Source organism: Microvirga sp. 17 mud 1-3 (assembly GCF_003151255.1).
In the GTDB taxonomy this organism is placed as follows: Bacteria; Pseudomonadota; Alphaproteobacteria; order Rhizobiales; family Beijerinckiaceae; genus Microvirga.
This window is the reverse complement of the sequence record NZ_CP029481.1, coordinates 4,124,597-4,138,646: the sequence shown is the minus strand read 5'-3', so window position 1 is coordinate 4,138,646 and position 14,050 is coordinate 4,124,597. Positions and strand designations below refer to the sequence as shown.

General features: G+C 65.5%; 10 protein-coding genes. 4 read left to right on the top strand and 6 right to left on the bottom strand.

Annotated elements, in window-relative coordinates; translation table 11 throughout:
- The first annotated feature begins 92 nt into the window (after positions 1-92).
- Both C4E04_RS19440 and C4E04_RS19435 read left to right on the top strand, forming a co-directional pair.
- Positions 93-1,703, top strand: coding sequence for a phosphoenolpyruvate carboxykinase (locus tag C4E04_RS19440; protein ID WP_109601310.1), 1,611 nt, complete (start codon positions 93-95; stop codon positions 1,701-1,703).
- Between the two features lie 69 nt (positions 1,704-1,772).
- Entirely contained in the window at positions 1,773-2,867 is a 1,095-nt protein-coding gene (locus C4E04_RS19435) for an NAD(P)/FAD-dependent oxidoreductase (RefSeq protein WP_109600159.1), read from the top strand.
- A 62-nt stretch (positions 2,868-2,929) separates the two neighbouring features.
- Here the strand turns inward: C4E04_RS19435 and C4E04_RS19430 are convergent, their stop codons facing one another.
- The gene (locus C4E04_RS19430) at positions 2,930-4,336 is read right to left on the bottom strand and encodes a sodium:proton antiporter (protein WP_109600157.1); all 1,407 of its coding nucleotides are present in this window, start codon (positions 4,334-4,336) and stop codon (positions 2,930-2,932) included.
- A gap of 219 nt (positions 4,337-4,555) precedes the next feature.
- On the opposite strand from C4E04_RS19430, the gene C4E04_RS19425 reads away from it, so the two are divergent.
- Positions 4,556-5,347, top strand: a complete 792-nt coding sequence (locus C4E04_RS19425; RefSeq protein WP_109600155.1) for a class II glutamine amidotransferase — start codon at positions 4,556-4,558, stop codon at positions 5,345-5,347.
- 15 nt (positions 5,348-5,362) lie between these two features.
- Here C4E04_RS19425 and C4E04_RS19420 read toward each other — a convergent pair whose 3' ends face one another.
- From C4E04_RS19420 to C4E04_RS19400, 5 genes are all read right to left on the bottom strand, one after another.
- The gene (locus tag C4E04_RS19420; protein WP_109600152.1) at positions 5,363-5,653 is read right to left on the bottom strand and encodes a hypothetical protein; all 291 of its coding nucleotides are present in this window, start codon (positions 5,651-5,653) and stop codon (positions 5,363-5,365) included.
- Positions 5,654-5,764: 111 nt separating this feature from the next.
- The gene (locus tag C4E04_RS19415; protein WP_109600150.1) at positions 5,765-6,475 is read right to left on the bottom strand and encodes a glutathione S-transferase; all 711 of its coding nucleotides are present in this window, start codon (positions 6,473-6,475) and stop codon (positions 5,765-5,767) included.
- A gap of 155 nt (positions 6,476-6,630) precedes the next feature.
- Positions 6,631-9,141, bottom strand: coding sequence for a calcium-binding protein (locus C4E04_RS19410; RefSeq protein WP_109600148.1), 2,511 nt, complete (start codon positions 9,139-9,141; stop codon positions 6,631-6,633).
- Between the two features lie 477 nt (positions 9,142-9,618).
- Positions 9,619-12,660, bottom strand: coding sequence for a DNA polymerase I (polA, locus tag C4E04_RS19405; protein ID WP_109600146.1), 3,042 nt, complete (start codon positions 12,658-12,660; stop codon positions 9,619-9,621).
- Positions 12,661-12,767: 107 nt separating this feature from the next.
- On the bottom strand, positions 12,768-13,346 hold the full coding sequence (locus C4E04_RS19400; protein WP_109600144.1) for an isochorismatase family protein: 579 nt from the start codon (positions 13,344-13,346) through the stop codon (positions 12,768-12,770).
- Positions 13,347-13,429: 83 nt separating this feature from the next.
- On the opposite strand from C4E04_RS19400, the gene C4E04_RS19395 reads away from it, so the two are divergent.
- Positions 13,430-14,050: a TetR/AcrR family transcriptional regulator gene (locus C4E04_RS19395; protein WP_162559483.1), complete on the top strand. Its 621-nt coding sequence runs from the start codon at positions 13,430-13,432 to the stop codon at positions 14,048-14,050.

Genomic DNA, 14,050 nt, shown 5'->3' with positions numbered 1-14,050 from the left:
GAAACTTTATACCACTCGGGGTGATTATGGGACAATGCCATCGACATGGCATCTGGCCGCCTCGCGCGGCTGACGATCAGGAGAAGTCTTTCGTGGACACTATCGGCGTCTTCAACAGCGCGCATGGCGCTGAAGCCCTCGGCTTCCGCAATCTGAAGCGGGTCTACTGGAACCTCGAGGCCCCGGCTCTCTACGAGCAGTCCCTGACCCGGGGCGAGACCCGCCTGGTCCAGGGCGGGGCGCTCCTGGCCGAGACCGGCGTGCATACGGGCCGCTCCCCCAAGGACAAGTTCGTGGTGCGCGACGACGCCACCGAGAGCACCGTCTGGTGGGACAATAACGGCGCCATGAGCCCCGGGCATTTCGAGACGCTGCTCGAGGATTTCCTTGCCCATGCGGAAGGTCGTGAGCTCTTCGCTCAGGACCTCCATGGCGGAGCCGATCCGGTCTATCGGGTGAAGGCGCGGGTCTTCACCGAATATGCCTGGCATTCCCTGTTCATCCGCAATCTTCTGATCCGCCCGGAAGCTGGCGAGCTCAAGAGCTATGTGCCGGATCTCACCATCATCGATCTGCCGTCCTTCAGGGCCGATCCGGCCCGGCACGGCTGCCGCTCCGAGACGGTCATCGCCTGCGACTTCACGCGGAAGATCGTCCTGATCGGCGGCACGTCCTATGCGGGCGAGATGAAGAAGTCGGTCTTCACCTATCTCAATTACGTGCTGCCGGCCGAGAACGTCATGCCCATGCACTGCTCCGCCAATGTGGGCGATGCGGGCGACGTGGCCGTGTTCTTCGGGCTCTCCGGCACCGGCAAGACCACGCTCTCCAACGATCCGGACCGTACCCTGCTCGGCGACGACGAGCACGGCTGGACTCCGAAGGGCGTGTTCAACTTCGAAGGTGGCTGCTACGCCAAGACCATTCGCCTCTCCCGGGAGGCGGAGCCCGAGATCTACGCCACCACCGAGCGCTTCGGCACGGTGCTCGAGAACGTGGTCATCGATCCGGTCACCCGCGTGCCCGATTTCGACGATGCGTCGAAGACCGAGAATACGCGCTGCGCCTATCCGCTCGACTTCATTCCCAATGCGAGCACTACCGGCCGCGCGGGCATTCCGAAGAACATCGTCATGCTCACCTGCGATGCCTTCGGCGTGCTGCCGCCCATCGCGAAGCTGACCCCGGCCGAGGCCATGTATCACTTCCTGTCCGGCTACACCGCTAAGGTGGCCGGCACCGAAAAGGGCGTGAAGGACCCGGAGGCGACCTTCTCCACCTGCTTCGGCGCGCCCTTCATGCCGCGGCATCCTTCGGTCTACGGCAACCTGCTGCGCGACCTCATCGCCAAGCACCACGTGGATTGCTGGCTCGTGAACACCGGCTGGACCGGCGGCAAGTACGGCACCGGCCGGCGCATGCCGATCCGCGTCACCCGCCGTCTGCTCACGGCGGCCCTCGACGGCTCGCTCTCCCGCGCCGACTTCCGCCGCGACCCCTATTTCGGCTTCGCGGTGCCGACCTCGGTGCCGGGCGTCGAGCCCCACATCCTCTACCCGGTCAAGACCTGGGCCGACAAAGCGGCCTTCGCCCAGACCGCCAAGCGCCTCGTGGACATGTTCAACGAGAACTTCAAGCGCTTCGAGGACCATGTGGACGCCGACGTGAAGGCCGCCGCCCCGCAGATGTCGGTCGCGGCGTAGCCACAAGCTCCGATGCAATGATAGACAGGCGGCGGCTTTCGGGCCGCCGCTTTTCGTTGGGGGATCGCCATGGATATTCTCGTCGTCGGAGCCGGCGTGGTCGGCCTTGCCGTTGCCCGTGCGCTCGCCCTGCGCGGCCACGACGTGATTGTCGCGGAGGCGACGGGCGGGATCGGCAACGGGGTGTCGTCGCGCAACAGCGAGGTGATCCACGGGGGAATGTACTACCCGTCGGGGTCCTTACGCGCCCGCCACTGCGTGGCCGGACGGCGGATGCTCTACGAATTCTGCGAGAGCCACGGGGTGCCGCACAGGAAATGCGGCAAGCTCATCGTGGCGACGAACGCGCTGGAACAGGCGAAGATCGAGGGCATCTACGAGCAGGGCATCGCCAACGGGGTCGAGGGCCTGTCCTTCCTGAGCGGAAACGACGCAAAGGCGCTGGAGCCGAACCTGTCCTGCACGGGCGCCGTCCTTTCCCGCGAGACCGGCATCATCGACAGTCACGCCCTCATGCTGGCGCTCCAGGGCGACCTTGAGGCGGCCGGCGGCATGGTGGCCTTCCATGCCCCCGTGGAGCGCATCGCGCGCACCAGGAGCGGCTGGGAGGTGCAAACCGGCGGCGCTGAGCCGGCGGCACTTCCCGTCGACGCGGTGGTCAATGCGGCGGGGCTGGGAGCTCAGGGCCTCGCCCGGGCCACGGAGGATTATCCGGCCGAACGTGTGCCGCCCCTCGTCCTCGCCAAGGGCAATTATTTCGGCTGCCTCGGCCGGCCCGCCTTCTCGCGCCTCGTCTATCCGGCGCCCGTCGATGGCGGGCTCGGCACCCACGTCACCCTCGACCTTGCCGGGCGGATGCGCTTCGGGCCGGACGTGGAATGGATCGAGCGCGAGGTGTACGAGGTCGATCCGGCTCGCGCGGAGAGCTTTTATGCCTCCATCCGCCGCTACTGGCCCGGCCTGCCCGATGGGGCACTCGTGCCCGATTACGCAGGCATCCGCCCCAAGCTCACCGGCCCCGGCGAACCGCCGGCGGATTTCCTGATCGACGGTCCCACCGAGCACGGCCTGCCCGGCCTCGTGCAGCTCTTCGGCATCGAGAGCCCGGGCCTCACCTCGTCCCTGTCGATCGCCGACGATGTGGCGCGCCGGTTGAGCAACTGACCCCCGTCATTCCGGGACGGCCCAGAGGGCCGGACTCTCGCCTGCGCCCGGAACGGCTCTTCCTAATGCCGGAAGAAGAGGAACGTCGCGATCAGGAAGGTCGGGACCAGGATCAGGCCGGACCAGATGAGATAGCCGAAGAAGCTCGGCATCGCGACGCCCTTCTCGCGGGCGATGGCATAGACCATGAAATTCGGCGCGTTGCCGATATAGGAGTTCGCGCCCATGAACACGGCGCCTGCCGAGATGGCCGCGAGCGTCAGCGCTCCCGTGGTCATCAGGTGCTGCGGGTCGCCGCCCGCGAGCTCGAAGAACACCAAATAGGTGGGCGCATTGTCGAGGAATGACGAGAGGCCGCCCGTGAGCCAGAAATAGGCGGCGTTGTTGGGGCTGCCGTCCGGGTTCGACACCAGGGCTACGAGGGGCGCGAATGGTCCTTCGGCGCCGGCCTTGAGCATGGCCAGCACCGGGATGATGGCTACGAAGATGCCGGCGAAGAGTTTTGCGACTTCCTTGATCGGTTCCCAGGAGAAGCCGTTCTCCTCCCGGTTCGCCCGCTGCGTGAAGGCTAGCGACATGAGAGTCACGATGATCATGATGATGTCGCGCGCCGCGTTGGCCACCTCAATCTCCGTGCCGAGCAGGGTGAAGCGCCCGAGATCGACGGTGGCGCTGAACAGGATGGCGCCGATGATCGCGAGGATGAGGATGAAATTGATGCCGCCCGTGACGCGCACCGGCTGGTCGGGCGTCGGGTCCGGGCGGATGCGCCCTTCCTTGCGGTAGAGATAGGCGTCGAAGAGGAAGAAAACGGCGAGCAGGACCGCACTGACGAAGAGGGTCTCGGGGAAAAGGTGCGTGGTCGTCCAGAAAAAGTCCACGCCGCGCAGGAAGCCGAGGAAGAGCGGCGGGTCGCCCAGCGGCGTCAGGGAGCCGCCTACATTGGACACGAGGAAGATGAAGAACACGACCACATGGGCGTTGTGGACCCGGTCGTCGTTTGCCCGCAGCACCGGCCGGATCATGACCATGGAGGCACCCGTCGTGCCGATGAGGCTCGCGAGCACCGTGCCGATGGCGAGCAGCGCCGCATTGGTCGCCGGGGCGCCGTGGATGTTGCCGCGCACCAGGATTCCGCCCGCCACCGTGAAGAGGGCCAGGAGCAGCAGGATGAAGGGGATGTACTCGAGGAAGGCCGTGTGGGCGAGGCTGTGCAGGGCCGTGGTGGGGCCCAGGAGCAGAGCCATCGGCACGAGGACCAGCAGGCCCCAGAGCGCCGCGATCTTGCCCTGGTGATGCTCCCAGGCATGGGGCGCGAGGAGCGGGAAGAGCGCGATGGAGAGCAGGATTCCGGCAAATGGCAGGGCCCAGGCGAGGCCGAGGGTGCGGCCGTCGAGCTCCGCCGCGAAGGCCATGTCCGGCGAGACGGTCAGCGCGGCGGCGAGCGCCAGGGTCAGGACACGAAGCATGCGAATACCCCTGTCGCCGGTTCGACCGGCGTTATGCGATGGCCGGAGGGTTAGAGCATGTTCGCAGGCAGGAGGGAACCGGCTTTGGGGCGGCCGGAGCCGGAAAGGCCGGCCGCCGGCCGTTAACCGGCTGTTCACCCTGCCGAGAAAATACTAAACAAGGTTTCATAAGAGGGTGGCGAGCCCTTCGGGGTGCGTCTTTCGGGGGTCGAGGCGTCCATGTGCCGTTTCCTTGCCTATCGGGGAGAGCCGATCTTCCTCGCGGATCTCGTCTGCGCCCCGGCGCATTCCCTGGTCCACCAGTCCCTCCATGCGGTGGAAGCCAAGACCGGGACCAACGGCGACGGGTTCGGCATCGGCTGGTACGGCGAGCGGTCCGAGCCGGGCCTCTACCGGGAGGTGCGGCCCGCCTGGTCCGACGAGAACCTGAAGAGCCTGTGCGACCAGGTGCGATCCGGACTGTTCTTCGCCCATGTGCGCGCCTCGACCGGCACCTCGACCACCCGGGCCAATTGCCACCCCTTTGCCCACGGGCGCCATCTCTTCATGCATAACGGCCAGATCGGCGGCTACGGGCGCATCAAGCGCCGCCTCGAAGCCCTGATTCCCGACGCGCTCTACGACACCCGGCTCGGCACCACGGATTCGGAGGCGATCTTCCTCCTGGCCCTGGCCAACGGCCTCGCGGCCGATCCGGTGACGGCCATGGCGCAGACGCTCAAGCAGGTGCGCGGTCTCATGGAGGAGGCCGGGATCGCCGAGCCCTTGCGGTTCACGGCTGCGGTCACGGATGGCGAAAGCCTCTGGGCCTATCGCTGGGCCTGCGACGGGCAGCCGCCGACCCTCTATTTCCGCGAAAACGCCGGCAACCTCCTGGTGGTGTCGGAGCCCATCGACGACAAGGCCATGGGCTGGCGGGAAGTGCCCAAGGGATGCAGCCTCCTGGCCCGTGCGGGCTCAGGGGTTTCCGTGCAATGCCTGAACGAGACCATGGGCCGTCTGGCGGCCTGAGGCATCGCCCGGATCTCAGGCGGCGTCGCGGGCGAGGTCCTGGTCGGAGAGCAGGGGCAGGAGAGCGCCCCGCAGGGCCTCCATCTGGAGTTCGGTCTCGGACAGGGCCGGTGCTGCGGCCTCCGATCCGGCCTGCATCCTCAACCGCGCCAGCTCGGCCATGAGGCGGGCATTTTCGGCCATCAGTTCCGCCAGCCTGTCCTCGGCGCGGCGGGCCCGGGCAAGGGCCGCGTCCCGCTCCGCCTCGCGCAGGCCCACCCGGTCGCGCCAGAGGCGGGCTACCACGGACTCGGATTCGTCGCTCATCGGAATACTCCACGCACGCATCGCGGGCAGCCCGACAGCCAGCCCGCGGGGCGACATTGCGCACGAGACCCTTAAGGCATCGTTGCCGCCGGTCGGCAGATCAGGGCCCGGTCAGCCATCCAGCTCCGGATAATGGCGGAAGATCCCCTCTTCGTTGAAGGGGATGCGCCGGTCGCTGTCGAGATAGGCCCTGATCCGCGGCCGGGCCGCCACGGCCTCGCGCAGAGCCGCCACCTTCGGCAGATCGCGAAGGGCGCGCTTCATGGCCCTCGGAAACGCATAGGAAAGGCCCTCCACCACCTGGAACAGGGACAGGTCCGCATAAGTCACCGTGCCGCCGACAAGATGCGCATCCCCGGCCGGGTTGCGGGCGAGGATCGTCTCGCACCAGCCGAGGAATTTCGGGATCCGGTTGCGGCAGAAATCCTCCGCCCGTCGCCGTGCTTCTTGTTTCTGGTCCTCGTAATAGAGACTGGTCGCAATGGGGTGATGGGTGTCGTGCGCTTCCGCTACCAGATCCGAGAGCGTGAGCTGGATCTGGTGCGTCCAGAGCCCGCCCTCCGGGTCCTTGGGCGCAAGCCCGTGGCGGGCGCCGAGATAGAGCAGGATCGCGGCCGTCTGGCCGATGAGCGTCTCACCGTCCTTCAGGAAGGGAGGCGCGAAGGGGGGATGAGCCGCCTTCTCCATCAGGCGCGTCATGGCGGACATGCCGCCCGGCCCGCGGGCTACATCCACGTAGTCCGCGCCAGCCTCCTCGAGGGCAAGGCGCACGAACTCGCCCCGTCCCTGGATTCCCGGCCAGTAGTAGAGTTCGTAGGGCATGATCGTCCTCGCTCGAGCGCTTCCGTCTGCGAGGAAGTTAGAGGGGTTTCCGACCGGGGCCATACCGCCGGTGCGCCTTTCCGCCTGTAGGACGCGCACGAAAAAGGGCGCCCGCAAGGGCGCCCTCATCGACGGGAAATCTTCGTCGTTGCCAATTAGATCACGAAGAAATCCTTGTAGGTCATCTTGAGGCCCTTCTTGAGGGTGGCGATGACCACGGCCTTGTGCGAGCCGATGCCGTCATCGTCGTAGTAGAGGACGCCCTTCTTCTTGTCGTAGATGATCCGATCGTCCTTGTCGTGCGCCTTGGCGCCAACGTAGAACATCTTGCTCGACAGGGCGGCAGGCTTCTTGATCGTGCCCTTCGACCCGACCTTGAAGTACTTGTTCTCGAGGTAGATCGAGTCATCTTTCACGTTGAAGTCCGTGATCTTGTCGGCATTGCGCTTCGCCTTCGGGTTCGTGTCGAACACGAAGATGTCACGGCCCGTGCCGCCCGTGAGCAGGTCGGCGCCAAGACCGCCGTGGATCCGGTCATTGCCGCCGCCGCCGTTGAGCTGGTCGTTCCCGGCGCCACCATAGAGGATGTTGGCGCCATCATTGCCGACGAAGACGTTGTTGAGGCCATTGCCCGTGAGCGTGATCGCGGCGCTGCCTACGCCTGTGATGTTCTCGATGCCCACAAGCCGGTTGAGGTCGTAATTGACCGAGACGACCACCGTATCCACGTCGCCGGCGCCGCTGTCCTGAACCAGGTCGTTCACGTCGTCGATGTAGTAGGTGTCGTTGCCTGCGCCGCCGTCCATGGTGTCGGCGCCGCCCTGGCCGTCGATCACGTCGTCGCCGAGGCCCCCCTTCAGGTTGTCGGCTCCCGCGCCGCCATAGAGAACGTCGTTTCCTGCGCCGCCGTCGAGCGCGTCGTTGCCGTCCGCTCCGTAAAGCGCGTCGTTGCCGTCGTTACCCTGCAGGTTATCGTCGCCGCTGCCTCCGTTCAGGTTATCGTCGCCGATGCCTCCGGCCAGGGCGTCATTGCCGGCGCCGCCATCCAGGACATCATTGCCCGCACCACCGTCGAGGAGGTCATTACCGCCGTTGCCGTACAGGCTGTCATTGCCGCCATTGCCGGTCAGATGGTTCGCAGCCTCATTGCCGGCAATGACGTTATTGCCTTCGTTCCCGTAAAGGTCGATCGCGTCTGCGCCGGTCGCAAAGAGGTACTCGATGCCGGCCGAGAGGGAATAACTCACGGACGAATAGACCTGATCGTTGCCGCCACCCGACTCGTCGATCTGGGTATCGCTGGCGCTCACGTAATACACATCGTCGCCGGCGCCGCCGACCAGCACATGGCCGGCCCCGCCCGTGAGGGTGTCGTTGAAGTTCGTGCCGATCACCTTCTCGAAGCTGGTGTAGGTATCACCGGCCGCATCGCCTGCAGATCCTGTCCCGTGAACGAGGTCAACGGCAACGCCAGCCGTGCTTTCCTTGAATGTCAGCGTGTCGAAGCCCGCGCCGCCGTCGAATTTGTCGCCGGCGTGCTTGGAGGGAGCGTAAATGTCGTTGCCCGCCGTTCCGGTCAGGGAGACGGCCGAACCACGGGCGTCGACCATGACGGACTCGATGGCGCTGCCGTTGGTCGCCGGCGAGCGATTGTGCCAGGAGACCGCAAGGCGGCCATCAGGCATCTCCTCGATGGAGGGTGCAACCTGCTCGCCGTGAACGGGGATCTTCAAGGCCGGACCGGCATTCCCCTCGGCGTCGAAAACCTTCACCCAGATATCTTTTTGATTGGCGTCAGCCTTGTAGGCCACCGCGAAGCCGCCATCCTTGAGGGCCGTGATGCTCGTGCTGTATCCAGTAGAGGCTATTGCGCCTGACGAAATCGTAAAGGTCTTGCCGTCGGTAATCTGATTACCGGCAGCCGAATACGTCTTGACGACAATGTCGTTGGTGTCGGTCACGTAATTGACCGCGAAGCTTCCATTGGGCTTGCCGTCGGAATCCTTCAGGGCAACGACATTCGTTTCCACCGCCTTGGAAATGCTCTTGACTGCCCGTGTACCCTCCACGAACAGGGCAAATCCTTCCTTGTAGGAAACGACGAATTGGCTGGCGCCTCCAAGCCAGGCGATGTCTGTCTTGCCGCTTGCGGTGATAGCGCTCCCATCGGGGTTGTTGATCTTCGTTGTCGAGCCGTCTGCCAGATTTGCTATGTATGGATTCAAGGCATCGTCGATATAGGCAGCCACAACTCCGCCCGTGCCGGCGTCAGCCATGTGCGCGCCGTGATATTGAACCTTGTCGCTGACGGTCTTCACCGCGCCCGGCGTGCCGTCGACACTGAAATTCTGGGTGCGCAGGATATAGCTGTTCGGGGTCCCGACGACCTCAGTCCAACTGATGATGAAGGAGCCGTCGGCCTTTGCCAGAATGTCCGGTTCCCACTGCCCAAAGCCGTTAGCGACCGGTCCCTGCGAGACGAAATGCGTGCCGCCGACCTTCTCGCCGCTCCCGTTATAGATCTGGAAGCCGATCTGCTTGTCCTGACGAAAGGCCACCACGTAGCCGCCGTTGGCCAGCCTCGCCACGGTGTCCTGATCGACCCCCGAAAAATTGACGGCGACGCTCTGGGCTCCCCAGAACTTCGGATTCTGTTCTACGGCCATCTTCTTTGCTCTCCTGGAAGCTGAAGGTGTTCGGTTGACGTTGCCGGCCTCTCGGGTGAATTCCGGTCGGGCGGCCGAGGTGGGCGCGCAAACCCACCTTTCTGCATGGGTTAAAAATTCATTGATGTATTCGCGCGGTGATCACAGTCCTGGCGCGAAGAAGAAAAGCATTCACTTCCGCGGCGTCAGTAAAGCAGATCGATCAAGCGCTATATGGCTGTGCAACAGGGCCCACAACTCTCCATTTAGAGAGGTGCGACCGCAAGGGGATGCTTACCTAGCGTAAGTTATATCGAACTGGAAACGGGTAAGCCTCTGGCGCGGCACCAGGATTTCCATCGACGCAATAATCGAGCAATCTGCGTGTGTCCGTGGCCCGGCCGTGTGCCGGCGCACACGGCCGGCCGCCGCCATCATCTGGGAAGGAAGCACCAGCCGGAAAGCTTCTATGGATTCGTCCGAGAGGCAGGGAGGCGCCTAATGCGCCTCGTCCCAGTTCTGCGCCGCGCGGGCTTCCACGGCGAGCGGCACCTTCAGGGTCACGGCCGGGAAGGGGGCCTCAGTCATCACCCGGGAGATGACCGGGAGCGTCGCTTCGATCTCCTCGTCGGGCGCCTCGAACACCAGTTCGTCATGGACCTGTAGGAGCATGCGGGCCGAGAGGCGCTCGGCCTTCAGCGCGTCCTCCATGCGGATCATGGCCCGGCGGATGATGTCGGCGGCCGTCCCCTGGATCGGCGCGTTGATGGCCTGGCGCTCTACGGCGGCGCGCTCCGACGGGTTGCCGGACTTGATCTGCGGATAGTGGCACACGCGCCCGAACAGGGTGGTGACATAGCCCTTCTCGCGTGTCGTCTTCTTGATCTCGTCCATATAGGCGCGGATGCCCGGGAAGCGCTCGAAATACTGCTTGATGAAGGCGGCCGCATCCGCATTGGGTATGCCGAGGCGCACCGCAAGGCCGAAGGCCGAAATGCCGTAGATGATGCCGAAATTGATGGTCTTGGCCTGCCGGCGCAGGTCAGGCGTCATCTGGTCGAGCGGCACGCCGAACATGGCCGAGGCGGTGGCCGCGTGAATGTCCTGGCCCTTGGCGAAGGCCTCCTGCAACTGCGGAATGTCGGCGATATGCGCCAGGATGCGCAGCTCGATCTGGCTGTAATCGGCCGAGATGATCTTGGAGCCTTCCGGCGCCACGAAGGCCTTGCGGATCTTGCGGCCGGCTTCCGTGCGGATCGGGATGTTCTGCAGGTTCGGCTCGGAGGAGGAGAGGCGCCCCGTGGTGGTGGAGGCGAGGGAGAAGGAGGTGTGCACCCGCCGCGTCTCGGGATGCATATGCTCCTGCAGGGTGTCCGTATAGGTGGATTTCAGCTTGGCGAGCTGGCGCCATTCGAGGATCTTTTCGGGCAGCACGTGGCCGGCCTGCGCCAGTTCGTCCAGAAGGGTCGCAGGGGTCGCCCACTGGCCGGAGGGCGTCTTCTTGGCGCCCGGCAGGCCCATCTTGCCGAACAGGATGTCGCCGATCTGCTTCGGAGAGCCGAGGGCGAACTTCTCGCCCGCGATCTCGTGGATCTCGTCCTCCAGCCGCGCGAGGCTCTGGGCGAAGTCGCCCGAGAGGCGGCTGAGGATCTGGCGGTCCACTGCAATGCCACGCATCTCCATGCGGGCGATCACGTCGATGAGGGGCCGTTCCAGGGTCTCGTAGACGGTGGTGCGGTGCTCGGCGGCGAGCCGCGGCTTGAGCACCTGCCACAGGCGCAAGGTCACGTCCGCGTCCTCGGCCGCATAGGCCGTGGCCCTGGCGATGTCGACCCTGTCGAAACTCACCTTGTTGCGGCCCGTTCCGGCCACCTCCGAAAAGGTGATGGGCGAGTGCCCGAGATGGCGGCGCGAGAGCTCGTCCATGCCGTGCGAGCCCTTGCCCGCGTCGAGCACGTAGGAGATCAGCATGGTGTCGTCGAAGGGGCCGAGGTCGATGCCGTACCGCTTGAAGACGACCCAGTCGTATTTCAGGTTCTGGCCGATCTTGAGAACGGACGGATCCTGCAGGAGCGGCCGGATGGCCGCAAGCGCCGCCTCGACGGGGATCTGTCCCGGCACCAGGCCGCCGCCGAACAGGTCCGAGTCGCCGCGATGTTGGAGCGGCACATAGGCGGCCCTGCCGGGCGCGAGCGCCAGCGAGAAACCCACGAGATCGGCTTGGTTGGCGTCCAGCGCGCTCGTCTCCGTGTCCACGGCGACGAAACCCTGCCCGCGCGCCTCCTCGACCCATTCGGTCAGGCGCTCGAGGCTCGTGATGGTCTCGTAGGCCTGCACGTCCACGGGCTGGGAAGCCGCCTCCGTGGCCCGCTTGCCGGCGAGCTGGGAGGGGGTCCCGAGGCCTTCCATGGGCTTGCGCGCGCGGCCCGTTTCCGGAAGGTCGAGCCCCGCGAAGGGATCGACCTCCGTGGTGCCTGCACCGCCCGAGAACGGCACGTCCTCCTCCACGGGGGCGGGGCCGCCGAAGCGCTGCCAGGTAATGGCCTCGCCGCCCGGCATCAGGCGCGGGTCCGGCTCGACCTGGGTCGGATCCACGTCGTAGAGATCGGCCACCCGCCGGGTCAGGGTGCTGAACTCCATGGCCTTGAGGAAGCCGACCAGGGTCTTCGGGTCCGGCTCCGGCAGGCGCAGGGCATCGAGGGAGACCGGGAGCGGGGCCTCGCAATCGAGGGTGACGAGCTTCTTCGAGAGCCGCGCCGCCTCGGCATTGTTGATGAGAGTCTCGCGGCGCTTGGGCTGCTTGATCTCGTCCGCACGCGCCAGGAGGGTCTCCAGGTCGCCGTATTCCTTGATGAGCTGGGCGGCGGTCTTGAGGCCGATGCCGGGAACGCCCGGCACGTTGTCGGAGGTATCGCCCATGAGGGCCAGCACGTCGCCGATCTTCTCAGGCGGGATGCCCTCCCATTTCTCGGTCACGGCGGCTTCGTCGAGGTTGCGCTCGGGGCGGTAGCCGGGCTTGCCCTTGGAGCCCGATTCGAAATCGTAGAAGCACACGAGAGGCCCGACGAGCTGCATCAGGTCCTTGTCGGACGAGACGATCAGCACGTTGGCGCCGCGGGCCTTGGCCTCCTGCGTATAGGTCGCGATGAGGTCGTCCGCCTCGTAGCGGGCCTGCTCGATGGGCTCCAGGCCGAAGGCGCGGATCGCCTCCCGCATGAGCGGCATCTGCACCTTCAGGTCTTCGGGCGCGTCCGGCCGGTGGCCCTTATAGGCCTCGTAGAGCTCCTTGCGGAACGAGCCCTCGGATTTGTCGAGCACGATGGCGAGATGGGTCGGCATGAAGCCGGCCGCGCCGTCGCGCACGAATTGTAGGAGCTTCGACACGAAGAGCCGCACCGCACCCGTCGGCATGCCATCCGAGGTGCGGCTGTTGTACTTCGAGTCCTGGTTCATGGACTGGAAGTATGCCCGGAAGATGAAGGACGAACCGTCGACGAGGAAGACATGGTCGCCGGCGGTGACGGGACGTGAGGAAGTCATGGGGGCTCAAACGTGAAGATCTCTCCTGTCAGAGATAAGGGCTTCGCGACCCGAAAGCTACGACTTCGTGCCCCGGAGATTGCCCGTTCGGGTCACTCCGGCGAGGATCAGGCCGCAAGCGCCGCCAGAATTTCACTGGTCGAGCGGATCCGGGCGACCCGTGGCAGGGTACGGCTTACGGCGAAGTCGTGCAGGCCGTCTCCGAGGCTGCTGGCGGCATCCTGCGCCACGAGCGTCGCGTAATTGAGCTGCCATGCATCCCGGGCCGTGGATTCCACGCCGAAATTGGTCATCAACCCGCCGATCACCACCGTGTCGATCCCCCGCCGGCGCAGCTGGAGGTCGAGTTCGGTGCCGAAGAAGGCGCTCCATTGCCGCTTCGTGATCAAAACGTCAGGGTTTAAGGCGGCGATCTCGGGTGGGAAGGTGCTCCACTCTGCCGGCAATCCGCCCTCGGGAAGGATCATCGGCACGTCCGTCTCGCCCTTCGGCCGATCCCTGTATCCGGCCGAGAAATTCACCCGCACGAGAACGAGGGTGCCGCCGGCTCGGGACAGGCCGTTCGCGAGGGCGACGCTGTTGGCGATCACGGTCTCGCGGCTGTTCGGTGTCAGCGGTTGGGCGAGGGTGCCGTTCTGGACATCGACGAGAATCAAGGCGGTGCTGCGGGCTTCGAGCTTCAGCATGAGAGAGCTTTCCGGTATCGAGGAGGTGGAGAGCCTGTCCGACGAGAAATGTGAGGGTAGGCTCATGTATAGGTTATATGAGGATGGCCTCACAAAAAGCAAGCCCCAAGGCCGAGGCCGTCGCGCGTGCGCCGCAGCGCCGCCGGGGGCGTGAGCGCGTCGCGGCCCTGCTGCGGGCCGGCGAGGAGGTCTTTGCCGAGAAAGGCTTCGACGCAGCGACGATGACGGAGATCGCGGCCCGGGCGGGCGCCTCCATCGGGTCGCTCTACCAGTTCTTCCCCACCAAGGAGCTTCTCGCCGATACGCTTCAGGACACGAACGGCGAGGCCCTCTCGCAGATGCTCGATGCTCTTGGGGGAGCGGCCGAGGGCGCAAAGCCAGAAATGCTGATCGACCGCCTCTTCCGGGACCTGTCGGCTTTTCTCGAGGCGCATCCGTCCTTCGTGGTGCTGTCCGACCGGCCGGCGGCCGACAAGGCCGTGAAGGCGGAGCGGCGAAAACGCATGCGTGGGCGGATCGCCGCCTTGCTCGGCGCCATGGATCCGCCCCTCCCGCGCGAGCGGGCGGAGCGCATGGCCGTGATCGTCCTCCACCTGATGCGCGTCTCCGTGGCGATCAGCGGCGAGGCTGAACTTTCGGACCGTGACGCGGTGCTCGACGATCTCCGGGCCATGCTGATCCGCCAGATCCGCGAAGGGGCCTGA